At 52.5% G+C, this 22,559-nt stretch carries 21 protein-coding genes, 1 tRNA gene, 1 other RNA gene and 1 pseudogene; 10 read left to right on the plus strand and 14 right to left on the minus strand.

Features of this window, described 5'->3' with window-relative positions:
• Window positions 1-78: 78 nt before the first annotated feature.
• Both K6123_RS14990 and hemH read right to left on the minus strand, forming a co-directional pair.
• Window positions 79-354, minus strand: coding sequence for an RNA recognition motif domain-containing protein (locus K6123_RS14990; protein ID WP_221799140.1), 276 nt, complete (start codon window positions 352-354; stop codon window positions 79-81).
• A gap of 217 nt (window positions 355-571) precedes the next feature.
• Entirely contained in the window at window positions 572-1,567 is a 996-nt protein-coding gene (hemH, locus tag K6123_RS14995) for a ferrochelatase (RefSeq protein ID WP_221799142.1), read from the minus strand.
• 293 nt (window positions 1,568-1,860) lie between these two features.
• Here hemH and K6123_RS15000 point away from each other — a divergent pair, with 293 nt between their 5' ends.
• On the plus strand, window positions 1,861-2,604 hold the full coding sequence (locus K6123_RS15000) for a proteasome-type protease (protein ID WP_221799146.1): 744 nt from the start codon (window positions 1,861-1,863) through the stop codon (window positions 2,602-2,604).
• A gap of 649 nt (window positions 2,605-3,253) precedes the next feature.
• On the opposite strand, the gene K6123_RS15005 is transcribed toward K6123_RS15000, so the two are convergent.
• From K6123_RS15005 to rsmI, 7 genes and pseudogenes are all read right to left on the minus strand, one after another.
• The gene (locus K6123_RS15005; RefSeq protein ID WP_221799148.1) at window positions 3,254-3,808 is read right to left on the minus strand and encodes a hypothetical protein; all 555 of its coding nucleotides are present in this window, start codon (window positions 3,806-3,808) and stop codon (window positions 3,254-3,256) included.
• 356 nt (window positions 3,809-4,164) lie between these two features.
• Window positions 4,165-4,710 (minus strand): recombinase family protein, encoded by a 546-nt coding sequence (locus K6123_RS15010; protein ID WP_221799150.1) that lies wholly within the window; start codon window positions 4,708-4,710, stop codon window positions 4,165-4,167.
• A gap of 53 nt (window positions 4,711-4,763) precedes the next feature.
• Complete coding sequence (locus K6123_RS15015; protein ID WP_221799151.1) at window positions 4,764-5,321, minus strand: hypothetical protein; 558 nt, start codon at window positions 5,319-5,321, stop codon at window positions 4,764-4,766.
• A gap of 246 nt (window positions 5,322-5,567) precedes the next feature.
• The gene (locus tag K6123_RS15020; RefSeq protein WP_221799153.1) at window positions 5,568-6,995 is read right to left on the minus strand and encodes a tyrosine-type recombinase/integrase; all 1,428 of its coding nucleotides are present in this window, start codon (window positions 6,993-6,995) and stop codon (window positions 5,568-5,570) included.
• Between the two features lie 51 nt (window positions 6,996-7,046).
• Window positions 7,047-7,175: pseudogene (locus K6123_RS23510) on the minus strand (DUF6538 domain-containing protein); the annotation flags it as partial.
• Window positions 7,176-7,244: 69 nt separating this feature from the next.
• Window positions 7,245-7,599: RNase P RNA component class A (gene rnpB / locus K6123_RS15025), an RNA gene on the minus strand.
• Window positions 7,600-7,680: 81 nt separating this feature from the next.
• Window positions 7,681-8,541, minus strand: coding sequence for a 16S rRNA (cytidine(1402)-2'-O)-methyltransferase (gene rsmI, locus K6123_RS15030; RefSeq protein ID WP_221799156.1), 861 nt, complete (start codon window positions 8,539-8,541; stop codon window positions 7,681-7,683).
• A gap of 37 nt (window positions 8,542-8,578) precedes the next feature.
• Between rsmI and K6123_RS15035 the strand changes: the two genes are divergently transcribed.
• The 3 genes from K6123_RS15035 (at window position 8,579) to K6123_RS15045 (ending at window position 11,457) form a co-directional block, all read left to right on the plus strand.
• Window positions 8,579-10,375 carry a penicillin-binding protein activator gene (locus K6123_RS15035; protein WP_221799158.1) on the plus strand — a complete coding sequence of 599 codons (1,797 nt, stop codon included), beginning with the start codon at window positions 8,579-8,581 and terminating at the stop codon, window positions 10,373-10,375.
• 36 nt (window positions 10,376-10,411) lie between these two features.
• Window positions 10,412-10,786, plus strand: coding sequence for a YraN family protein (locus K6123_RS15040; protein WP_221799160.1), 375 nt, complete (start codon window positions 10,412-10,414; stop codon window positions 10,784-10,786).
• An 86-nt stretch (window positions 10,787-10,872) separates the two neighbouring features.
• Window positions 10,873-11,457 (plus strand): phosphoheptose isomerase, encoded by a 585-nt coding sequence (locus tag K6123_RS15045; RefSeq protein WP_221799162.1) that lies wholly within the window; start codon window positions 10,873-10,875, stop codon window positions 11,455-11,457.
• A gap of 295 nt (window positions 11,458-11,752) precedes the next feature.
• On the opposite strand, the gene K6123_RS15050 is transcribed toward K6123_RS15045, so the two are convergent.
• From K6123_RS15050 to hemA, 5 genes are all read right to left on the minus strand, one after another.
• Window positions 11,753-13,036, minus strand: coding sequence for an NAD(P)/FAD-dependent oxidoreductase (locus tag K6123_RS15050; RefSeq protein ID WP_221799164.1), 1,284 nt, complete (start codon window positions 13,034-13,036; stop codon window positions 11,753-11,755).
• A gap of 210 nt (window positions 13,037-13,246) precedes the next feature.
• Window positions 13,247-14,011: a HesA/MoeB/ThiF family protein gene (locus tag K6123_RS15055; RefSeq protein WP_221799166.1), complete on the minus strand. Its 765-nt coding sequence runs from the start codon at window positions 14,009-14,011 to the stop codon at window positions 13,247-13,249.
• 10 nt (window positions 14,012-14,021) lie between these two features.
• Window positions 14,022-14,882 carry a peptide chain release factor N(5)-glutamine methyltransferase gene (prmC, locus tag K6123_RS15060; RefSeq protein ID WP_343224003.1) on the minus strand — a complete coding sequence of 287 codons (861 nt, stop codon included), beginning with the start codon at window positions 14,880-14,882 and terminating at the stop codon, window positions 14,022-14,024.
• Window positions 14,872-15,960 (minus strand): peptide chain release factor 1, encoded by a 1,089-nt coding sequence (gene prfA, locus K6123_RS15065; protein WP_221799168.1) that lies wholly within the window; start codon window positions 15,958-15,960, stop codon window positions 14,872-14,874. Before prfA ends, prmC begins: the two co-directional genes overlap by 11 nt.
• Window positions 15,961-15,963: 3 nt before the next feature.
• Entirely contained in the window at window positions 15,964-17,244 is a 1,281-nt protein-coding gene (gene hemA / locus K6123_RS15070; protein WP_221799170.1) for a glutamyl-tRNA reductase, read from the minus strand.
• Between the two features lie 197 nt (window positions 17,245-17,441).
• On the opposite strand from hemA, the gene K6123_RS15075 reads away from it, so the two are divergent.
• The 6 genes from K6123_RS15075 (at window position 17,442) to K6123_RS15100 (ending at window position 22,457) form a co-directional block, all read left to right on the plus strand.
• The gene (locus tag K6123_RS15075; RefSeq protein WP_221799172.1) at window positions 17,442-19,229 is read left to right on the plus strand and encodes a tetratricopeptide repeat protein; all 1,788 of its coding nucleotides are present in this window, start codon (window positions 17,442-17,444) and stop codon (window positions 19,227-19,229) included.
• A 1-nt stretch (window position 19,230) separates the two neighbouring features.
• Complete coding sequence (lolB, locus tag K6123_RS15080; protein ID WP_221799174.1) at window positions 19,231-19,800, plus strand: lipoprotein insertase outer membrane protein LolB; 570 nt, start codon at window positions 19,231-19,233, stop codon at window positions 19,798-19,800.
• The gene (gene ispE / locus K6123_RS15085; protein WP_221799176.1) at window positions 19,793-20,671 is read left to right on the plus strand and encodes a 4-(cytidine 5'-diphospho)-2-C-methyl-D-erythritol kinase; all 879 of its coding nucleotides are present in this window, start codon (window positions 19,793-19,795) and stop codon (window positions 20,669-20,671) included. The genes lolB and ispE overlap by 8 nt, the downstream gene beginning before the upstream one ends.
• A 3-nt stretch (window positions 20,672-20,674) precedes the next feature.
• Window positions 20,675-20,749 (plus strand) — tRNA-Gln (locus K6123_RS15090).
• A gap of 51 nt (window positions 20,750-20,800) precedes the next feature.
• Window positions 20,801-21,742, plus strand: coding sequence for a ribose-phosphate pyrophosphokinase (locus K6123_RS15095; RefSeq protein WP_221799177.1), 942 nt, complete (start codon window positions 20,801-20,803; stop codon window positions 21,740-21,742).
• Window positions 21,743-21,854: 112 nt separating this feature from the next.
• Entirely contained in the window at window positions 21,855-22,457 is a 603-nt protein-coding gene (locus K6123_RS15100; protein ID WP_221799179.1) for a 50S ribosomal protein L25/general stress protein Ctc, read from the plus strand.
• Window positions 22,458-22,559: the final 102 nt, after the last annotated feature.

The raw sequence follows: 22,559 nt of genomic DNA on the forward strand, positions 1-22,559 counted from the left end.
AAATGAGGCTTTGCTGCACAGCCGGTGCAGATAGCAAAACGGCTGCCTGAAGCAGCCGTTATACGGGAAGTGCTGAAATCAGCGAGGTGTACGCGGCGTACGTGGACGCTCTTCGCGTGGGCGGGCTTCGTTAATACGTAATGCCCGGCCGTGCAGTTCGGTATTGTTGAGCGCCTCAATGGCTGCAGTGGCAGCAGCATCATCTGGCATTTCGACAAAACCAAAGCCTTTTGAGCGATTGGTTTCACGGTCCATCACCACAGAGGCACGTCCAACTTCACCAAACTCTGCAAACAGGGCAGACAAATCTTCTTTGGTCGCAGAATAAGGCAAATTGCCTACATAAATATTCATACTTGATTCCAGCAGCAAAACGACGGTGTGATTTGTTCGTCCAACACCGGCAAACAATTCAAATCACAAGATCATTTGCGGCGGTATCCGACTGTCCGTGCCGAACTACAGGCAAGCACATTATTAAGCGATCTGGCCAAAGTCCAAAGAAGTTTTTATTACATCCGTCAATGACAAAGCCCGTATTAACGGGCCTTATCAACAGCAATTGCGGCGTTTAATCCCAGCCAGCGGTATTGTCCAGCACCAGCCGCACCAACAGGTCGATATGGTCCGGCCGATCATTGAGACAGCCAATATAGTGATAATCGCTACCACCGGCTTCAAGATAGGTTGCCCGGTTTTCCACCGCCAGTTCTTCCAGGGTCTCCAGACAATCAGCAGCAAACGCCGGACTGATGATATCCACCCGCCCGGCGGCCTCCTTGCCCCACTGCTGCAGCGTCATATCGGTATAGGGTTTGACCCATTCCTCCTTGCCAAAACGGGACTGGAATGAACAGATCCATTGATCATCTTCCAGCTCCAGTTCCGCCGCCAGCAAGCGTGCGGTTTCACGGCACTGGGAAGGATAAGGGTCACCGTTATTTTCGTAACGCTCGGGGATGCCATGGAACGACATCATCAGCCGGTCACCACGGCCGTGTTGCTGCCAATATTCGCGCACCGAATTGGCCAGCGCCTGAATATACAGCGGGTGATCGTAATATTGGGTGATCCAGCGGGTTGCCGGGATATGCGGACAACGCGCCAACCCTTTGGCCAGCCGGTCATACACAGCGCCGGTAGTTGAACCCGAATTCTGCGGATACAGCGGCAGCACCAGAATCCGCTCAACACCCGCCTTGCGCAGTTGCTGACTGGCCTGCTCCATGGTCGGCTCACCGTAGGTCATTGCCAGCGCCACCGGAATCGACTGGCCGGTTTCTGCCAGCAAAGCCTGTTGTAACGACTGCTGTTGTTTCAATGACCAGCTCATCAATGGCGACCCTTCATCCTGCCAGATCGACTGGTAGGCATGAGCCACTCGACCAGGGCGAGTACGCAGAATAATGCCGTGCAGAATCAGCCACCAAAGCGGCCGAGGCGCATCCACCACGCGCCGATCCCACAAAAACTCCGCCAGGTATTCACGCACTGCCGCTGCCGTCGGCTGTTTCGGAGTGCCCAGATTCACCATCAAGACACCAAATGGAGCCGTGGCTTTGGTCATCACGCTTTTCCTCATATTCCTTAAAAGCCTCTGATCCGCCCACTTATGTCTTTTCAGAAGCCTGTTTGTACAGGTTTTGCGTAAGTTTAACCAAACTATTCGGGCCGGTCATGATACCGCTGTTATACAAAGCTGACGGCCCTCATAGAGAGAAACGATCAGAATCTTATTGACGAATGATGCTTGCATATTGACCACTTCAGAACGCCCTCTACAATGGGCCGCCCCATCTCCAGATGGGGTCTAGACTCAAATCTGCAACACCGCTTTTTTAAACCACCGGGACACTATCCATGACTTATTGCGTTGCGTTGAAACTTGATGATGGTCTTGTACTGACCTCCGATTCCCGCACCAATGCCGGAGTCGATCACATTGCCAGCTTCCGCAAGTTGCATGTACTGGAAGTGCCGGGAGAACGGGTTATTTTCCTGCAAAGCGCAGGTAACCTGGCGACCACCCAAAGCGTGATTACTCTGTTACAAACCTCGATTCGCAACGCTGAGCGTCACTGCCTGAATGTTCCGACCCTGTTCGACGTTGCTGAACTGGTTGGCAAAACCATGCGTGAAGTAATCAAACGCGATCAGGGCCAGAATCAGGGCGTCGATTTCAGCTGCAGCATGCTGGTGAGTGGCCAGATCAAAGGCGAACCGCACCGACTGTTCCACATCTATCCGCAAGGCAACTTTATTGAAGCCGGTGAAGACACCCCGTATTTCCAGATTGGTGAAAGCAAATACGGCAAGCCCATTCTCGATCGCATTATCGACAGCAGCACTTCACTGGATCGCGCCATGTTGTGCAGCCTGATATCGATGGATTCGACCCTGCGCAGCAACCTGTCGGTTGGCATGCCACTGGATCTGATTTGTTATCACAAGAACGAGATCAAGGACCCGGGTATTATCCGGCTACAGGAAGATGACGAAGTCTGCCGTCAGGTACGTCAGGCATGGTCTGAAGGGATCAAGGATCTGTTTGATGGACTGCCACTGTTCACCAGCGAATTGTGCCAGCCAAAAGCCAAAGATTAATTAGCACTGTGCTGCGGTTATTTGTCAGTATTCGAGACCGATAACCGCCAGACAACAGGCCATAGCCATACATGCCGAATGGCTGCTGTAGATGACCACCACAACAGAAAGCCTGGGAAAGTTATTCGAGGAAGATAAAGAAAAGATCTGAGTCGACCGATAAGCCGGGTTCTGTCGTAGACAGTCATTCATCTAGGCCAGCAATCACTCACTGGCTCAAGCGACCTACCCGTTCCTGCACTTGGGGAACATGTTTGCACGCTATCAGCTTGTACTGGTTTTTGTAACATCTCAAGAATTATGACGTACATAATGCGTCAAATTCATGGTTGCAAAGACCCATACATGAGAAAATCTCTCAATTACATCAGAATAGCCTCTGTAAGCTCCTGTAAAGCCCATGATGCTGTTTTTTGCTTTAGGTAGCACCTACCCAAACCAAAACACATCACAAGCCATACAGGATCACTCAGGGCGCTTGAGGCTCTTATGTATCTATATCCACTCACCTTTAAGCAGAACTCCGATACCTAATCGCATTCCTATAAACATCAAACCGAACAAAACTTTATTGTTCTAGGCTCATTTCTCCAACAGTGAGTAGAATCACCGCAAAGTCCGAATACTAAAATCTATATATAAATAATAGCTATTCATAACCACAATTGGATACATAGAATTGCCTTGCACTCTCAGGGTCACCATCTCCTAAGAATAAAGCTCTTCTATCTTTAACTATTGGAGAAACAAATGCCTTGTCGTACTCAGCGTAACTCACTAGACATTTTTGAAAAGAATCAGAGGACAAAAAACCCTCAGGAGCCTTTTTCAGGTCATCAAAGCATAAATCCTTAAGAACCCCATTAAATTCTTTCGCATTCAAATCCCCCTTTTCTTTTCGAAGATTATCTGCAATAACACAACTACCTGCCATTACAATTTCTTCAGACAGATCACATTTCCTATACATGGAAAGTGAAGCGACTTTTATAGAATAGTAAGCTGCTCCTCTTGCTGCGAGATCAGGAGTGACACTACTCATATTAGTCGCCGCCTCAAGGCAAAGATTATATTGAGCCATTCGTTCTCTGAATAACTGATTATCTAATTCTCTAATTTCTGACAAATCGGTCTTATTCGAATCATCACAACCGACTAAGTTAAGACTGAGAATCACCAAGCTTAAAGTCAGACTAATCTTCACAAACGCTCCCTTTTCAGATAAGAAATATACTTGAATACCATATTCTAATGATTAGCCACACGGCTACTAGTACACACAATAATGGTTACCTCACACCCTCCAGCTACGGCAAAGAGATTCTATGAATAAAACAACCATACTATAGCTATATATCATAATCACACTCTCCTGCATAGACCTCCACACCGTTTTGGATTCTTATATATCGGCGTCCACTATAATACGATAAACAAGATCGTACTATTCCCTGAGCTTAACACCAGAAACGGGGGGCTATCAGAATCGTTAGAAAACAAAAATATCATCTCCCCCCCCAAACAGATCATTAGCATTAAGTATTAATCACGCCAGAATAACTATTCAACATATCTCATGATTGTGGCCCGGCTTACACCGTATTGCTTCGACAGAGAAAGCTTGCTCTGTCCTGCCTTATACTTTGCCTTGATCTCTTGTATCTGCGCCTCTGAAAGCTTGGTAGGACGTCCACCGTAGTTCCCCGAATGCTGTTTACCTTCCATCATCCGGGTAGTGATAAAGCTTCTCTCCATCTCGGAGAACATCCCCAAAAGCTGCACCATAGCCATGCTCATCGGATCGTTCTTGCTGGTATCTACTGGCTGATCTAACGCCCGCAGCGACACTCCCCGGCTCTTCATCAGGTCAATGGTCTGGAGTACCTGAGAAAGCGATCTACCCAATCGATCCAGCTTCGTTACCAGTACAGTGTCCCCATCTCGAACATAGTCCAGCAACTCAGATAGAGCTTTCTCGTTACTTTCAGCTTTCCCCGAGTGTTTGGACTGGAACACCTTCGAACAACCTTCGCCCACCAGCCTGTCTACCTGTGGGGTTAAGTCTTGGTCTGTAGTGGATACACGAGCGAAGCCAATCAACGACATGATGGATACCTGTTCAAAACTCTTAAGTTATGAACAGTTTAGTACCAACGCGTTCAAAACTCAATAAACCTTGGTTTTGAACACTGTTCATCTCCTGTTGTAAGTTTTGAACATGGCACCAAGCTCTTTTCATTAATCAAGTGAAACCTGTTGATCTTGCCTGTGATAGGGAAGAGAGTTTTAAAGTCATGGGATTTCTGTCTCTTGATAGCATTAGCAGCACTTTGAACTTTCGTTCTATCGATAGTTGTGGACTTAATAGACTGAACGCTCTCTAGCGCTTCCTTCTTCAAAAGGGAAACCATTGCACGAACTTCAGCTTTATCCCCGCATACGTAAGCCGTCCAATATGGCATCGTTACTTTGATCCCCTCAGCAAACCAATGGTAGTGATATGCTTGAATGCGCCATAGGGAAGGTACGCCCGGAAACTTTCTTCGACACCTCTCGCGAATCCGCTTACCCGTATTAAAGAATTCATCCTCGTCTACTTCAAGGTCACAGAGTAAAACCTCAGGGTTATAAAAGACTGTAATTTGGTGAGTCCATTCATGATTTAGCAGGTGACCCAAGAAAACTCGTTTGGATCGTTCTTCGGCTGTTTCCGACACCTGTTTCCCCCTATGTTTGTAGTGTTAATATTGGTATCAAACTCTTTCCTTATACTGGCCTCAGAAAACGTTCACCATCAAGATAGAAAAACCCCCATAGAATGCGGCCTTCAGAGACAAACGCTCAGCTTTCAAGAGAAATTCCAAGTCGTACTTTAACGGTAAAATCTGGATAACATTTCCCAATAATTTTCCGTATCAGGAACCACTTAATACAGAGGCCAGGTTAAACAAACGGAGCATTTACTACTCCATTCCATAGTCAATTGCGTTAACAGCAGGAACAAGATCTTCAATTGGAAACCTATGTGTATATCCATCTGTTATTGTTGGCCTCTGCTCTTTATGGCCGACCACTTGCTCGACTAGACTATCCCCAATGTTTTTGGATTTCATCTTTGTCACACAGGTATGTCTGAAAGAATGGAAAACCCTCCTTTCACCCAATTGATTTAGTTTATCAATGCCACAATCAGATAAAAAGCCAGCAAACCATTGAGTACAGTACTGCTCTCTATTTGTGAACAAACGCTCTCCTGCGCTTAACTGATCAACGTATTCCATTAGTCCATAATCAACTAGTTTTTGGTGAATAGGGACACTACGCAAGGAGTTATCATTCTTAACCTTCTTTCCACCCTCCTTGTTAACAGATATATACATAACGCCAGAATGTGTATCCCGACGAAAGTCCTCCTTCCTCAACTGGTGAATCTCCCCCAGCCTCATGCCTGTATAAGCTCCAAGCATTACAAGCAACTCTCTCCATTTGAAACTATTTCCAGAAACTTTGCGAATAAGTGTTCTGACCTCCTCATCAGTGTAATCAGAATATCGAGTGCCCCCTTTGGGAAATACACGAGTGAGTCCATCAGCGGGATTCTTATTCAAATATTCGGATTCAACTGCAAAATTAAACACCGAGACCAACCACTTAACACATGAGTGAACATATCTGGGAGATACCAAGTCAGAGTCAGGTATATTAATTTTTAATAATTCAGTTTCAGCAACCCCTTTATAGCGATTCAGATTCATCCTAGGCAACTTCTTAAAATCATATATAAAGCTTCTCAAGAACACCTTATTAATCCCATTGACATCTGAATCCCCCCTCATGTTAACAAAGCGTTTATTATACCGTTCATAATCCTCCAGAGTGCTTTCCTTGGTGCCTTTTTCCCGCAGATGATCGATATATTCCTTATGCAGTTTAGAGAAGCAGACACCTTCTATCTTCAGGGGTTCGATTTTGTCTTCTGGTAGTGGTTTATTCTGCAGCCCCCCACCAAGATAAGAAGGCAAAGGAGGTATATTAGTTTCAGGATTCAACATCTCCTGACGCTGATCTGAGACGTGGTATATCATTGATCTCATATCATCAAGGAAACGCCTACATTCTTCTGGATTATTATATATTGGGCTAAAATCAGCTTCAGGCCAAACAATCTCAATAAAAGATTTAATTATATCGTCAATTCTTCTATGATAACCATCGATCTCTCCTTTCTGGTTAAGAGCTGATTCAGTAATCATCCTCTTAACCTCGCCCATCTTATATCGTTCTTGTTTGTATTCCTGTCGATCTGCAGGTATGTCCTGATTATCCCTAAGCAGTTGATCCCACAGGGTTTTCATTAATCCTTCATAGCCAGCGTTGTCCGTATCAGACATTCCAAAGTGTTCCTTGTGTGCTCGAACCAAAGTACAGAATCTATAGGAACGAACTCTTGCAGTGAAGATACATGAGGTACGGAGAGAACGAACAAGCTCACGACGACCAAATATGGGCCGCAGATGTTCAGGAATTACCCAACGGAAGTAATAAATCGAACCACGTTTTTGTAGCAGCATCTGTAACACCTCATTGACGAGGTGCAGGAAGGATAGCCGTAAGCCTTATATTTCAAAGACTTACAGCATCGACTGAGTCGACCGATAAGCCGGGTTCTGTCGTAGACAGTCATTCATCTAGGCCAGCAATCACTCACTGGCTCAAGCGACCTACCCGTTCCCAGCGCGGGCCGCGCCTGTAGGGAACCTATTTGGTCTTGCTTCGGGTGGAGTTTACCGTGCCACGAACTGTTGCCAGCCGCGCGGTGCGCTCTTACCGCACCCTTTCACCCTTACCTGATCCTCTTGCGAGGCCATCGGCGGTTTGCTCTCTGTTGCACTGGTCGTAGGCTCACGCCCCCCAGGTGTTACCTGGCACCCTGCCCTTTGAAGCCCGGACTTTCCTCCCCCTGCCAAAGCAGGCGACGACTGTCTGGTCGACTCAGGCAGCGGAATCTATCACAGAACTGTCATATCTGCGAGCAGCAGACACAAAAAGCCACGATTCCAGCGCGGGTCAGCCACTTCAGGCTTCGTCCTTCCACTCCAGCGCCTGCTGGTAGAGATCCTTTTTGCTCTGGCCAGTCAGTTCCGCCAGAACGGCTGCTGCCTTTTTCGGTGGTAATTCTTTCAGCAACAGCTTGAACAAGCGTTCGAAATCAACCTCCGATGCCGTTACCGGTGCCGGATTACCCGCCACCATCACCACAAACTCGCCTTTCTGATGGTCGTCGTGACTGGACAGCTGTTCGATCACCTCAGCCAGACTACCACGGTAAAAACTTTCGAAAGTTTTGGTCAATTCACGAGCGACCACAACCGGCCGATCTGCTCCGAAGGTTTCTGCCATATCTGCCAGTGAATCCAGAATCCGGTGTTTGGACTCATAAAACACCAACGTGGCGGTCTGCTGGGCAACATTCTGTAAGCGTTCCACTCGCCCTGAGCGTTTATGCGGCAAAAAACCTTCAAACAAAAAGCGGTCGGTCGGCAATCCGGCCGCACTCAGCGCCGTGATCATGGCACTGACTCCGGGAATCGGAACCACCTTGTGTCCGGCATCGGCAAGCGCCTGCACCAATGGATAGCCTGGGTCGGAAATCAGCGGCGTTCCGGCATCAGACACCAGCGCCATATTGCGGCCCTGTGACAGATGCTCGATCACCTGATCAATCCGATCGCGTTCGTTGTGATCGTGTACCGAAATCAGCGGCTTACGAATCCCCAGGTGCTGGAGTAATTTCTGGGTATGTCTGGTATCCTCGCACGCAATCAAATCGACAGACGCCAATACCTGCCGGGCCCGCTCGGTCAGATCGGCCAGATTTCCAATCGGGGTAGCCACAACGTACAAGGTGGCTGACACAGTATCGGGATGAGAATTCATGCGAGGAAGAGTACCTGGGGTTTGCAAAATCGTCTCCATGGCAGCAGTTATCACCGCCATGGGGCTGGCAGGCTGTGCAACGGCACCACAATCAACCCCAACCCAAGCTGCCGCAACCGAGCAGCAACCAGCAATAACCGAGGTATTCCGTGACGCCAGACAAGCCCTTGAAAGCGGCGAGTTTGGCAACGCCCGCCTGCATTTGCAACAGCTCGACCCGCAACAGCTGCCAGTTAATCAGCGAATTGAGTGGCTGTTACTGGCAACAGAGATAGCCCAGGGTAGTCAGCAGAGCGACGAAGCAGCGCTGCTGTTGCAACAGCTCGACGGCTACCTGGAGCAGGTTACGCCTTCCCAGGATGCCCGAATCAGTTACCTGAAAGCCCGCCAGTATGAGGCTGACGGTGAATATTTCGCCGCCGCCCGAGAGCGCGTTTTTGTCGCTTCCCAGCTGCCAGCCAATCTGGGCCAGCAAAACCACGAAGCCATCTGGCAGGATCTCAGCCAGATGCCTTACGAGGAAATTACCAATCGGCTGCAACAAAATGCCGGCACCGAGCTGGGGCAATGGCTGCAGCTGGCGGAACTGGCCCGTCGACCGGATCTCGGCCTTGATGATCAACTGCGTGCGCTGCAGCAATGGCAGCAGCGATATCCGCTGCATCCGGCGGCGCGCCAGCTGCCCGGCAACCTCGCGCATCTGTCTGAAATCGCTGCCCAGCGCCCACAGCGGGTCGCCGTTGCCTTGCCATTATCCGGCCCGCTGGCCGCTTCCGGTGAAGCTATTCGTGATGGTCTGCTGGCCAGTTATTACAGCGCCCAGGCTAAACAGCAACCGACACCTGACCTGACTTTTATCGATACCCTGAGCGCCGACTCCATTGATGCCGTCTACGCCGAAGCCTTGATGGCTGGAGCCCAGTGGCTGATAGGCCCGGTCAATAAACAACAGGTGCAACACCTGCAAGGTCTGCCCACGCTGTCGCTTCCAACCCTGGCACTGAACTATGCCGACCTGACGCCAGCAACAGAACTGCCGGTCGATGCAATAGAACCAGCTCAACAACAAACCATTGCCAGCAACCTGTATCAATTTGGCCTGGCACCGGAAGATGAGGCCATTCAGGCTGCCGACCGAGCCTGGGCCGACGGTTATCGCCGTGCGCTGGTGATGGTGCCGGAAGGTGACTGGGGCGAGCGGATTTTTGAAAGCTTCCGCGACTACTGGCTGCAACTGGGTGGCAAGATCAGCGAAACCCGCTTCTACAAAAACCAGAACGATTACAACCCGGACATCAAGGCGTTGCTGAACGTTGACGAGAGCAACCAGCGTTTCAAACAAATGCGCCAGTTATTACGCCAGACGACCGAATTTGAACCGCGTCGCCGAGAAGATGCCGACTGGCTATTCCTGGTAGCGCAACCGCAACAGGCTCGTCAGATCAAACCTACGCTGGCGTTCAACTTCGCTGGCAACCTGCCGGTTTATGCGACCTCTCACGTTTATAGTGGTTATCCAGAAGCGGATCACGACCGCGATCTGAATGGCATCCAGTTCTGTGATTTGCCCTGGGTGCTGGAAAAAGGCGAGCTCTATCAGCAGGTCGAAAAAAGCCTGCCGCGTGGCCAGGGGCCGTATCTGCGGCTGTACGCGCTGGGCGTTGATGCCTATCGACTGTTACCCCGTTTGCCACAGCTACAGGCATTCCCGGACAGCCAGATCGGCGGCGTGACCGGCCAACTGACACTGGATCCACAACGGCGGGTTCGTCGGCAGACGGAGTGCGCGGTATTCCGTGCCGGTGAACCACAGTTGATTGGCAGCGCCGACTGACATTCGAGACCACCTCATAACGACAAGGACGTCGATATGTATTCCGCTCCAGACAAGCCCGCACGCACCGACACGGTTGCCCGCGGGCAGCGGGTCGAAACCCTGGCCTGTGAGTATTTGCAGCAACAGGGTCTGCAGATCCTCCAACGTAACTACCACACCCGCTATGGCGAGCTTGATATCATTGCTCAATCAACTGCTACGCTGGTATTTGTGGAAGTGCGTTACCGCCGCCAGACAAACTTTGGCTCGGGAGCCGAGACCGTCACCGCCCACAAACAGCACAAGCTGCAACTGGCCGCCCAACACTATCTGCAGCAGACCGGCAATACGGAACAGGACTGCCGTTTTGATGTCCTATCCGGTACTGGTGAACCGGTCGTGTTCGACTGGATCACCAATGCATTTTGATAATTGACCAGATATTCAGTGACCGCGTTGGAACTGGCCTGACGATGCATTAGTATGACGGGGCAAGCCAGTTTCGGAGATTATTCGTGCAAGACCGCATCATTGGCCATTTCGGCAGCAGTATTGAAACCAAGGCCCTCGCAGCAGAACAGCTGCCGCCCTTTATTGAGCGCGCTGGCCAGGCAATGGTTAATTGCATTCTCTCTGGAGGCAAGATTCTCAGCTGTGGTAATGGTGGCTCGGCTGGCGATGCCCAGCATTTTTCTTCCGAACTGCTGAACCGCTTTGAACGTGAACGCCCAGGGCTGCCAGCTTTTGCACTGACGACCGATCCGTCGACCATGACTTCGATCGCCAACGACTACAGCTACAATGAAGTGTTCTCGAAACAGATTCGCGCCTTGGGTAACCAGGGCGATGTATTGCTGGCTATTTCAACCAGTGGTAACTCTGCCAACGTGATTCAGGCGATTCAGGCCGCTCACGAGCGTGAAATGACGGTAATAGCCCTGACCGGTAAAAACGGCGGCAATATGGCGTCGCTGCTGACGACCGACGACGTTGAGATACGTGTGCCATCGAATGTGACGGCACGGATTCAGGAAGTACACCTGCTGGTGATTCACTGCCTGTGTGACTATATCGACTGTTCGATGTTTGGTGAGGAGTAAGACTAGCCTTCCCACTGCCAGGGTAAGAGCCCGGCACAAAGTCCAGCTCAATAAAGAAGAGAGCCAAGGTTCTAACACTGATCAGTTAAGCGCCGAAGTCGACTATTACTCGTCATCCTGAGCTAACCGGGCCGCGTAGGCTCAGGATCCATACGGCGGTGAATTTCCCATCACCGCGCATGGATTCCAGATCTCGCAAGCTCGTCTGGAAAGACGTTATCTTCAGCGTTTTCTCCTTAACTGACTGGCATTAGAGTCAAGGCTCCTTTTTTGATTTCCTACCACCTGACTTCTGTCAATCCTCTTCTTTCAGACGATTAATCCCCAGCGCCTTGAGGGTGTATTTTTCATATACAGGCTCGGATGACCCTGTCTTCATCTTGCGAATAAAGTATTTCTCGAAGGCAATTTTGGCCAAGTGCACCCACTTGCCCTTCTTGAACCAGGCAACGTTGCGAGGCGGGATTTGCGGGATCGCTACAAACGCTGCGCCGGTATCGCCCATGTCCGCCAGACAAATGGCGCTCCAGGTGCCACGGTGATTGGCCTCGCCCTTGCCTTCAATATCTGCCAGCAGGTTGTGGGCAATGGCAGTCATCATGGATTCAATCATATAGCCGGTTTTGGGTGTGCCGGTCGGTACCGGGGTGTCTTCAACCGGTGGAATCGCCACACAGACACCAGCGCCGTAGATATTCTGGAATTTTGGATTGCGCTGGAATTCGTCGATCAGCACAAACCCTTTTGGATTAACCAGGCCTTCAACGGCGGCTATCGGATCAACACCAGCAAAAGCAGGCAGCATCATCGAATGTTTGAACGGTAGCTCATGTTGACGCTTCAGATTCCCCATGTCGTCCAGCTCATCAACGTACATGGTGTGCTGCTCAACTTTGGTCACCCTGGCGTTGGTGATCCACTTGATGTGATGGTTGCGCAGTTCACTTTCCAGCATCGACTTGGAGTCACCAACACCGCCCAGCCCGAGGTGGCCAATATAGGGTTCGCTGGTGACATAGGTCATCGGAATTCGATCGCGAATCTTGCGTTTACGCAGCTCGGCTTCGATGGTGAAAGCATATTCATAGGCAGGGCCAAAACAGGAAGCGCCCGGCATTGCACCCACAATCACAGGGCCTGGCTCTGCAATCAGCTCTTTGACGTTTTCATAACAGGCTTCCGAGTGATCCAGAGTACAAACCGATTGGGTGAAACCACCGTGTGGGCCCGCACCTTCGACAGCAGCAAAGTTCAGTTTGGGGCCGGTACAGATCACCAGATAGTCATAGGCTTGCTCGCTGCCATCTGCCAGCTGAATCACACTGTTTTCAGCGTCCAGTTTCACTGCTGCTGAGGCGATGAACTCAATGCCTTTCTTTTCCAGATAGGGGCGAATCGGAAAACTGATCTCGGAGCGTTCACGCCAACCAACGGCAATCCAGGGATTGGATGGCACAAACTGGAAATCCTCCCGATTATTAATCACCGTCACCTGGTGCTCTTTATCAAGGATTTCACGAATCTCATACGCACCGGCCATGCCACCGGTTCCCGCACCCAGCACAATTACTCTGGCCATACCCGCCTCACTTGTTATTGGATAATCATACAAGTCATGCAGCAATACGGATGCCAATAAATTACAAAATAACCATACAGCTATATAATGGTCGCAAAACATCCTGTGCCGCGAACTGTCGTCAGAGGAAATCCCCTCTCACCAGAATCAGTCTAGATCAAAAAACAGTCAGAATATAAGAGATACTTGAGAAGCGAATAGCAGGCTGAATCAATCAGCCTGCCTGGAAGATAAACCCTGACAACTTTGACAGCCAGGATCGACATTCAACTGCCAGCTTTGCCAGTCGGAATGCAAGGCATCATAAGTCATCAGGCGTCCCAGCGGAGCTTTACCCGCCCCTGTCAGCAGCTTCAGCGCTTCCATCGCCTGCAGACTGCCAATAACCCCGACTAACGGCGCTGCCACACCGCTTTCGGCGCAACCCGCCGGGTCTGTTCCAAGCTGAGGATAGAGACAACGATAACAAGGCGTATTGGCCTGGCGGGCATCAAAAACCAGCAGCTGACCAGCCCAGCCAGTCGCTGCAGCAGATACCCAGGGAGTCCGGGTTGCGATACAGGCATCGTTCATTTGGTAACGAATGCTGCTGTTGTCTGTGCAGTCCAGTAACACATCGACCTCTGGAAGTTCAGCCGTCAGCCACTCCAGTGTGGCTTTTTCGGTGACGCAACAAATCTCGATTGCCGGGTTCAGCTGCCGCAAGGTTTCAGCTGCCGACTCTACCTTGAAGCGACCAACATCCGCGTCAGTATGGGCAATCTGGCGCTGCAGATTGGAGACTTCAACCCGGTCATGATCAACCAGCGTGATCTTGCCAACCCCGGCCGCCGCCAGGTACATGGCCACCGGGCAACCCAAACCGCCGAGGCCAATAATCATGGCGTGGGAGTCCAGCAAGGCCTGCTGGCCATCCAGATCGATTTGCGGCAGTAAAATATGGCGGCTGTAGCGCAGCAGATCCTGATCGTTCATGGGCTTGACCTTATGCCAGACGGGTTACGGGCCAGCGGCCGCCGGTCACACGAGGATTACCAGCCAGATCAACCCGACTGGAGACGTCCGCGAATCCTGCCGCCCGCAGAGCAGCGGCGACCAATTCTGCTTGCTGATAACCATGCTCAAACAGCAGCCAGCCATTATCGTTAAGGACGTGCTGCGACTGCTCAATCAGCTGCTGAATATCAGCCATGCCGTGATCCTCGGCCACCAATGCTGAAGCAGGCTCAAAACGCACATCACCTTGCGACAAATGCGGGTCACTGGCATCGATGTAGGGAGGGTTGCTGACGATCAGATCAAAATGCCCGCTAACCTGAGAGAACCAGTCGCTCTGAAAAAACCGCACGGTCGTTAGTTGATTGCTCCGGGCATTCTGCTGAGCCAGCGCTACGCTGTCGTCACTGTAGTCCACACCAGTGACATGCCAGCCCGGTTGCTCGGACGCCAGCGCCAGCGCGATAGCGCCAGTACCTGTGCCCATATCAATCACCTGGGCGTTAGCCGGGAGCGGCAGTTCAAGCGCCCATTCCACCAGGGTTTCAGTATCCGGACGTGGAATCAGGGTCGCTGGCGAAACCGCCAGCCGCAATGACCAAAAATCGCGGTACCCAAGAATATAGGCCACCGGCTCACCTTGCAGACGCCTTTGCAGCCGCTGATCCGCCTGACTGACAGCCGTTGCATCGAGCAACTTGTCTGACCAGGTAAACAGCCAGGTGCGGTCTTTCTGCAGCACATCAGCCAGCAGCAATTCGGCATCCAGTTTCGGACTTTCAGAACCACTGGCCTGCAGCCTGACAGCCGCTTGTTTGAGCCAGTCAGTAATCTGCAACTCAGTTGCCACCGGCCATTTCCGCCAACAGGTTGGCCTGATGTTCCTGCAGCAGCGGCTCAATAACCGGTGCCAGATCACCCTGCACAATTTCCTCCAGCTTGTAGAGGGTCAGGTTGATGCGATGGTCGGTAACCCGGCCTTGTGGGTAGTTGTAGGTGCGAATCCGTTCAGAGCGATCGCCGGAACCAACCAGGCTCTTGCGGGTTGCAGCCTGTTCAGCATGGGCAGCCTGCAGCTGGGCATCACGCAAGCGGGTCGCCAGCAAGGCCATCGCTTTGGCGCGGTTCTTGTGCTGCGAACGTTCGTCCTGACACTCCACCACCATGCCGGTTGGCAAGTGGGTAATCCGGATGGCCGAGTCGGTTTTGTTAACGTGCTGACCACCGGCACCAGACGCCCGGAAGGTATCAATACGCAAGTCGTTCTTGTTGATATCGACCGCTTCTTCCGCTTCCACTTCCGGCATCACCGCCACGGTACAGGCGGAGGTGTGAATACGGCCCTGACTTTCCGTTTCCGGTACCCGCTGCACGCGGTGGGCGCCGGATTCAAATTTCAGCCGGGAGTAAACATCAGTGCCACTGATGCGGCTGATGATTTCCTTGTAGCCGCCATGTTCGCCATCGGAGGCACTCAGTACTTCGGTACGCCAGCCAACGGTTTCAGCAAAACGGCTGTACATGCGATAGAGATCACCGGCGAAAATCGCTGCTTCGTCGCCGCCGGTACCGGCACGGATTTCCAGAATCACGTTACGGCTGTCATCCGGGTCTTTTGGCAGCAGCAGGATTTCCAGCTGCTGGGTCAATTGTTCCAGCCGCTGTTTGGCCGCCTGCTGTTCTTCCTCACCCATGGCCCGCATATCCGGGTCACTGTCGGTGGCCAGCAGCTCAGCTTCCTGCAAATCAGACTGGGCCTGCTGGTAGCTGCCAAACGCCTGGGCAATGTCTTCCAGTTCGGCATATTCCATTGAGAGGCTGCGAAACCTGTTTTGGTCGCCAATGATGTCAGGGTCTGACAGCAGATGGCCAACCTCCTCGTAACGTTCCGCGAGGGTTTCCAGTTTGAGCAGAATTGAAGCTTTCATGAATTATTCGTCGTCGTTGCCAGCGATGTCGTCGTCACCCAGCTGGAACAGCTCGCGGGTGGTATCGAATATTTCCATTCGACCCTCCGCCGCGGCCTGGCGCAAGGCAATCGTCGGGGCATGCAGCAATTTGTTGCTGAAAGTATGAGCGAACTGGCGCAATACCTTTTCGGCATCACTCCCGTTCTGTAATTGTTTGATGGCCTTGAGCAGCTGTTCTTCACGCACCTGATCCACATGAGCACGCAGGTCAGTTACGGTTGAAACGGCGTTCAGCACCTTCAGCTCACGCATATAGTGTTCAACACCGGCACTGATCAGCTCTTCAGCCTGACGGGCAGCATCTTCGCGGGAGCGCACGTTTTCTTCGATAATGCTGCGCAGGTCATCAACCGTATAAAGATAGACGTCGCCCAGCTCGGCGACCTCTTCCTCGATGTCACGCGGGACCGCAATGTCGACCATAAACATGGGTTTGTGGCGGCGGCGCTTGAGCGCTTTTTCCACGGTGCCCTTGCCCAGTACCGGCAACGGACTGGCGGTAGAGGAAATCACCACGTCGGCATCAGACAGATGCTCGGGAATGTCTTCCAGCAGAATCGCTTCGGCGTGAAATTCTTCCGCCAGATGTTGGGCCCGGGCCAGCGTCCGGTTGGCAACAATTATGCGGCGAATACCGGCCTGCTTGAGATGGCGGGCCACCAATTCGATGGTTTCACCGGCACCAATCAAGAGTGCGGTGCTGCTGCGCAGATCGGCAAAGATATGCTGGGCCATACGCACAGCGGCAAACGCCACCGATACCGGATTCTCACCAATGGCAGTGTCTGTACGCACCCGCTTGGCAATCGAGAAGGTTTCGCGGAACAGTCGGCCCAATTCAGAACCCACCGTTCCGGCTTCCTGCGCCACCGCATAGGCAGACTTCATCTGGCCCAGAATCTGCGGTTCACCAAGAACCAGTGAATCCAGACCACTGGCTACCCGCATGGTGTGCTGCACCGCCTGGTCCTGTTCCATAATATAGAGGGCACTTTCCAGATCAGCACGGTCAATACCGTGGTGCTGCGCCAGCCAGTCGCGTACGCGCTGCCAGTCGAACGCACTGGAAGAACCGTAGATTTCGGTACGATTACAGGTAGACAGGATGACCGCTTCTTCGGCCGCCTTGACGTTGCAGAGCTCCAGTAAAGCTTGCGGCATACTGGCAGGATTAAAGGCAACCCGCTCGCGCACCGACACCGGCGCGGTTTTATGGTTGATTCCCAATGCCCAGATAGCCATGTTGCCTTGCGTCACCCCAAATCGAAAAGCGCGGATTATAAACATCCGCGCGCGGTTTTGCTGCCTAAAACTTTGACTTAGTGTGGCATCTAACCCTAAATAGACGCAAAACTTTATCGCCGGGTTGCGACTCCAAGCTGGCCAGACTCACAGAATTCGGTAGGAACAGAGTGTTCATTCCCAAAACAGTACCTAGCATGAATATCAAACCCGGCATTCTCAGCATGGCTGTTCGTTCCGCCACTGCGATGCTGGCCACCCTGTTGGTCAGCGGCTGCGCCCAACTGGCCAGCAAGCCGAACGACACTGCAAACATTGAGCAGGCCGCACCGCCTGTAGAAACCTCTGATACTGCGGCGACTGCCGCCAAACCGGCGCTACCCAAAGGCAATTTCAGCCAGCAAGAGTTGTTTGAGCTGTTAACTGCGGAGTTTGCTGGTCAACGCCAGCAATTTGATGTCGCTCGCCAGGGCTATCTGTATCAGGCCCAGCAATCCGGTAATCCGCAAATTGCCTTCCGCGCCATGCAGGTTGCCCAGTTTACCGGCGATATCGACAGCGCCATCAAGGCTGCCGACATCTGGCTCCAGGCAGAGCCGGACAACGCCGATGCTCACTGGAGTCTGGCCCAGCTGTATATGTCGCGTCAGCAATTCAGCCTGGCACTGGATGAAATCAATGCCGTTCACCAGCTTAGCGGTGTCAGCCATTACGAATTACTGGCCAGCACTGCCGCAGTCGCCAGCGAAGACAAACGCAACGATTTGCAGGAAGCCCTGCTCCAGCAAACCGGCGAAGATCCATCCAACGCATCCGTCTGGACCGCACTGGGCATCATCAACCAGAGCCTGGGCATGGACGGCGTAGCTCTGCGCCAGTACGAACAAGCCCTGACACTACAGCCAGATCTGCTCAGCGCTGCGGTATTCAAGGCCCGTTTGCTGGCCAATGGCGAAGACAAGACAGCCGCACTGGCCTGGGTCGAACAGGTTCTGACCTTGCATCCGGAACACAAGGGCATGAAAGTCCTGCGTGCCAGGCTGATTCTCAATCAGGGCGATATGGCAGCGGCGCTGCAGGCATTCGAACAGCTGTATCAGGAATATCCGGACGACAACACCTTACTGCTGTCGCTGGCCCTGATCGAATACGATATGGAACAGGATGACAACGCCCGCCAACACCTGCAGGAGTTACTGAGCAACGGTGCCCATCGCACCCAGGCACTTTATTATCTGGGACAACTGGAACAGCGGGCGGGCGAGCAGAAAAAGGCTCTGACCTACTATATCCAGGTCACCGGCGGCCGCGAATTTATGCCCGCCCAACTGAGCGCAGCCCAGATTATTGCGGATCAGGACGGCCTGTCCGCGGCCATCAACTATCTGGGCAAGATCGCCAATCTCAATCCGCAGAAAGCTGATGAACTAACCCAGCTGCAGGCCAGTCTGCTGTCGGACGGCGGCGAATATGATGCGGCGATGGAGCGCTACAACTTCCTGCTCGACAAACACCCCAATGACCCACAAATCCTCTATTCCCGCGCCATGCTGGCTGATCGCATGGGCAACCTGGATATGCTGGAAGCTGACCTGCGTCAGGTGATCGAACTGCAACCGGATAACGCAGAAGCCATGAATGCCCTCGGTTACACCCTGGTTGATCGCCTTGGCCGCAGCGAAGAAGCCCTGCCAATGCTGCAAAAAGCCGCCGAATTACGTCCTGACAGTCCGGCTGTGCTCGATTCACTCGGCTGGGCCTATTTCCATTTGCAGCAATACGATCAGGCCGAACCCTTGTTAAAACAGGCGTTCGATATTGTTCACGACCACGAAATTGCCGCCCATTACGGTGAGGTTTTGTGGAAACTCGGCAAACAATCCAAAGCCAGACAAGCCTGGAAAGCGGGCCTGAAAAGCGAAGCCAACAGCCCAATCCTGCTGGATACCCTCAAACGTCATGGCCTGAACGCGGACGACCTCTGAGATGATTCGCGCACTTGCCATTGCGGCACTGGCGTTATTTGCCAGTGCCTGTGCTCTGCTACCGGGCGCCGATCAACCCCAACAGCTGCAACAGCTCAGCAGCTGGCAGGTACAGGGAAAACTGTCAGTTCGTAACAGCAGCGACAGCGTGACCGGCTACATGACCTGGAAACAGGACGGTGACCGCTACAACCTGTTTGTCAGCGGGCCGCTGGGACAAGGTTCCTCCCGCCTCAGCGGTGATCGTCAGCACGCCAGCCTGACGCTGCCGGATCAGGACACGCCAATGCAGGCCGCCAACGCCGAACAGCTGCTGTATGAACAACTGGGCTGGAGCATTCCGGTTGCCGGGCTGCCCTACTGGATCAAGGGCATGGCAGCGCCAGACTCACAAGCGGCCGAGCAGCGCGACAATTATGGCCTGCTGGCAGAGCTGCAGCAGGACGGCTGGACTATCAGCTACAAACGTTATCAACAGTATCAGGGGGTCTGGTTACCCGGCCTGATCAAACTGACCGGCTACGACTATAAACTGACACTGGCGATCAACGACTGGACCCTGTATGACTGACAACGCTGGCCACGCCTGGCTCCGTATTCCCGCCCCCGCCAAACTGAACCTGATGTTGCACATCACCGGGCGACGTGCGGATGGTTATCACAACCTGCAGACGCTGTTTCAGTTCATTGATCACTGCGACTGGCTGTCTTTTCAGCTGCGTGATGACGATCAATTGACCCTGCAACCGGCTATCGACGGCGTCGCTGAACAGGACAACCTGATTATTCGTGCAGCCCGAGCCTTGCAAGCCAAACAACGGGAACGTGGTTTGCCTGTCAGTGGCGCCAATATCCAGCTCGACAAACGCCTGCCAATGGGTGGCGGACTCGGTGGCGGCAGTTCCGATGCCGCGACCACCCTGTTGACTCTGAACCAGCTCTGGCAGCTGCAACTGTCATTCGATGAACTGGCGGCCATTGGCCTGACCCTGGGGGCCGATGTACCCGTGTTTGTGCGTGGCCAAGCAGCCTTCGCAGAAGGTGTGGGAGAGCAACTAACGCCTGTTCCAACATTGGCAGAACCCTGGTTTGTGGTGATACACCCGGACGTCCACGTAAATACCGGCAAGATATTCACTCATAAGGATTTGACAAGGGATACAAGCGCCATTAGTATTCGCACCGCGCTTGAGCAGGGGGGCAGAAATGACTGCCAGCCAGTGGTCGCCAGACTCTACCCGGAGGTAGCGAAGGCCTTGAAATCACTGGACTATTTTTCTCCTGCCATGATGACGGGAACAGGTGCATGCGTATTTGCACACTTCGACTCGGAAACAGAAGCACTCAGTGCTGCTGCGCAATTGCAGGCTGAATTTCATGTATTTGTAGCAAAAGGTGTTAACCAATCACCAGCGCATAAGGTACTATTCAGCCCATCCTGATGCTGGGGTGTCGCCAAGTGGTAAGGCAACGGGTTTTGATCCCGTCATTCGTAGGTTCGAGTCCTACCACCTCAGCCAATTCTTTTATATTCCCATCGCCGAATCTATCTACTCTTAAAGGGGACTGTCGTGTCTAAGTTGATGGTATTTACCGGTAACGCCAACCCTGAGCTGGCTCGCCTTCTCGTTGAGCGTCTGGACATTCCTCTTGGCAACGCACATGTAGGCAAATTCAGCGATGGTGAAATCACCATCGAAATCGACGAAAACGCACGCGGCAAGGATGTTTTCATCATTCAGCCAACCTGCGCACCGACCAATGACAACCTGATGGAACTGCTGCTGATGGCTGACGGCCTGCGTCGCGCCTCTGCTGGCCGTATTACCGCAGTTGTTCCATATTTTGGTTACGCCCGTCAGGATCGTCGCCCTCGCAGTGCCCGTGTACCTATCTCTGCTCGTGCGGTTGCCGACATGATGGCTGGTGCCGGTATCGACCGTCTGCTGACTGTTGACCTGCACGCCGACCAAATCCAGGGTTTCTTCGATATTCCGGTGGATAACGTTTACGGCTCACCAGTACTGCTGGATGACCTCGAGCGTCAGAACTACGAAAACCTGATCGTTGTGTCTCCGGACATCGGTGGTGTGGTACGTGCCCGTGCGATTGCCAAGCAACTCGACGTTGACCTGGCCATCATCGACAAGCGTCGTCCAAAAGCCAACGTTGCCGAAGTCATGAACATCATTGGTGATGTTAAAGGCCGTACCTGTGTACTGGTTGACGACATGGTTGATACCGCTGGCACCCTGTGCCACGCCGCCAAGGCATTGAAAGAATTCGGTGCAGAAAAAGTTGTGGCTTACTGTACACATCCTGTACTATCCGGCCCCGCAATTGAGCGCCTGAGCAACACCGAGCTGGATGAGCTGGTCGTTACCGACACCATTCCGCTGTCTGAAGCTGCTCGCGCTACCGGCAATATCCGTCAGTTGACCATTGCCGGTCTGTTGGCTGAAGCGGTACGCCGCGTCAACAACGAAGAATCCATCAGCGCCATGTTCCGTTAATCTGCGGATTAACCATTGGCACTGACGCTGTTTGCCACAGGCAAGCAGCACAAGCCGCCCAGGCTGGTCGCAAGCCTCGGCGGTTTTTTCTATCAATAATGAGGTAAATAAAATGTCAGATTTCTCAGTATCTGCTGTTCTTCGCGAAGATCAGGGTAAGGGTGCGAGCCGCCGCCTGCGTCGTGAAAATGGTGTTCCAGCTATCGTTTACGGTGGCGAAGCTGCACCAGTAGCCATCACCCTGAAGGCTAACGAACTGAACAAACTGCTGGAAAGCGAAGCTTTCTACAGCAGCGTTATCACTCTGGATGTTGCTGGCAACACCGAAACTGTCGTTCTGAAAGATCTGCAGCGTCACCCATCCAAAGCCATGATCTGGCACGCCGACTTCCTGCGTGTATCTGCTGATTCCAAGATCAAGGCTCACGTACCACTGCACTTCATTAACGAAGAAAGCTGTGTTGGCGTGAAAACTGGCGGCGGCAAGGTAACTCACCAGCTGACCAGCCTGGACATCGTGACCACTGCTGATCACCTGCCAGAATTCATCGAAGTTGACTTGGCTGCCGTTGAAGTTGGCACAGTGGTTCACTTGAGCGACCTGAAACTGCCAGAAGGCGTTGAAGCTCTGGCTCTGACTCACGGTCCAGAGCACGACACTGCTGTTGTATCTGTACTGGCTCAGAAAGGTGCAGAAGAAGAAGCCGCTGAGTAATCAGCCCTTCGCTTCAGGCATTTGATAAAAGCGGGGCCCTGCGTCCGGAATATCCGGATTCAGAGGCCCCGTTTTTTATTTGCGGCAAGCAAACGTACAATG

It is taken from the genome of Oceanobacter mangrovi (genome assembly GCF_019740315.1).
Taxonomy (GTDB): Bacteria; Pseudomonadota; Gammaproteobacteria; order Pseudomonadales; family Oceanobacteraceae; genus Oceanobacter; species Oceanobacter mangrovi.

Coding starts and splice junctions, on each gene's coding strand:
- K6123_RS14990 (WP_221799140.1), bottom strand. CDS start 354: ATGAATATTTATGTAGGCAATTTGCCTTATTCTGCGACCAAAGAAGAT.
- hemH (WP_221799142.1), bottom strand. CDS start 1,567: ATGACCAAAGCCACGGCTCCATTTGGTGTCTTGATGGTGAATCTGGGC.
- K6123_RS15000 (WP_221799146.1), top strand. CDS start 1,861: ATGACTTATTGCGTTGCGTTGAAACTTGATGATGGTCTTGTACTGACC.
- K6123_RS15010 (WP_221799150.1), bottom strand. CDS start 4,710: ATGTCGTTGATTGGCTTCGCTCGTGTATCCACTACAGACCAAGACTTA.
- K6123_RS15020 (WP_221799153.1), bottom strand. CDS start 6,995: ATGTCTGATACGGACAACGCTGGCTATGAAGGATTAATGAAAACCCTG.
- rsmI (WP_221799156.1), bottom strand. CDS start 8,541: ATGAATTCTCATCCCGATACTGTGTCAGCCACCTTGTACGTTGTGGCT.
- K6123_RS15035 (WP_221799158.1), top strand. CDS start 8,579: ATGGCAGCAGTTATCACCGCCATGGGGCTGGCAGGCTGTGCAACGGCA.
- K6123_RS15040 (WP_221799160.1), top strand. CDS start 10,412: ATGTATTCCGCTCCAGACAAGCCCGCACGCACCGACACGGTTGCCCGC.
- K6123_RS15050 (WP_221799164.1), bottom strand. CDS start 13,036: ATGGCCAGAGTAATTGTGCTGGGTGCGGGAACCGGTGGCATGGCCGGT.
- K6123_RS15055 (WP_221799166.1), bottom strand. CDS start 14,011: ATGAACGATCAGGATCTGCTGCGCTACAGCCGCCATATTTTACTGCCG.
- prfA (WP_221799168.1), bottom strand. CDS start 15,960: ATGAAAGCTTCAATTCTGCTCAAACTGGAAACCCTCGCGGAACGTTAC.
- hemA (WP_221799170.1), bottom strand. CDS start 17,244: ATGGCTATCTGGGCATTGGGAATCAACCATAAAACCGCGCCGGTGTCG.
- K6123_RS15075 (WP_221799172.1), top strand. CDS start 17,442: ATGAATATCAAACCCGGCATTCTCAGCATGGCTGTTCGTTCCGCCACT.
- lolB (WP_221799174.1), top strand. CDS start 19,231: ATGATTCGCGCACTTGCCATTGCGGCACTGGCGTTATTTGCCAGTGCC.
- ispE (WP_221799176.1), top strand. CDS start 19,793: ATGACTGACAACGCTGGCCACGCCTGGCTCCGTATTCCCGCCCCCGCC.
- K6123_RS15100 (WP_221799179.1), top strand. CDS start 21,855: ATGTCAGATTTCTCAGTATCTGCTGTTCTTCGCGAAGATCAGGGTAAG.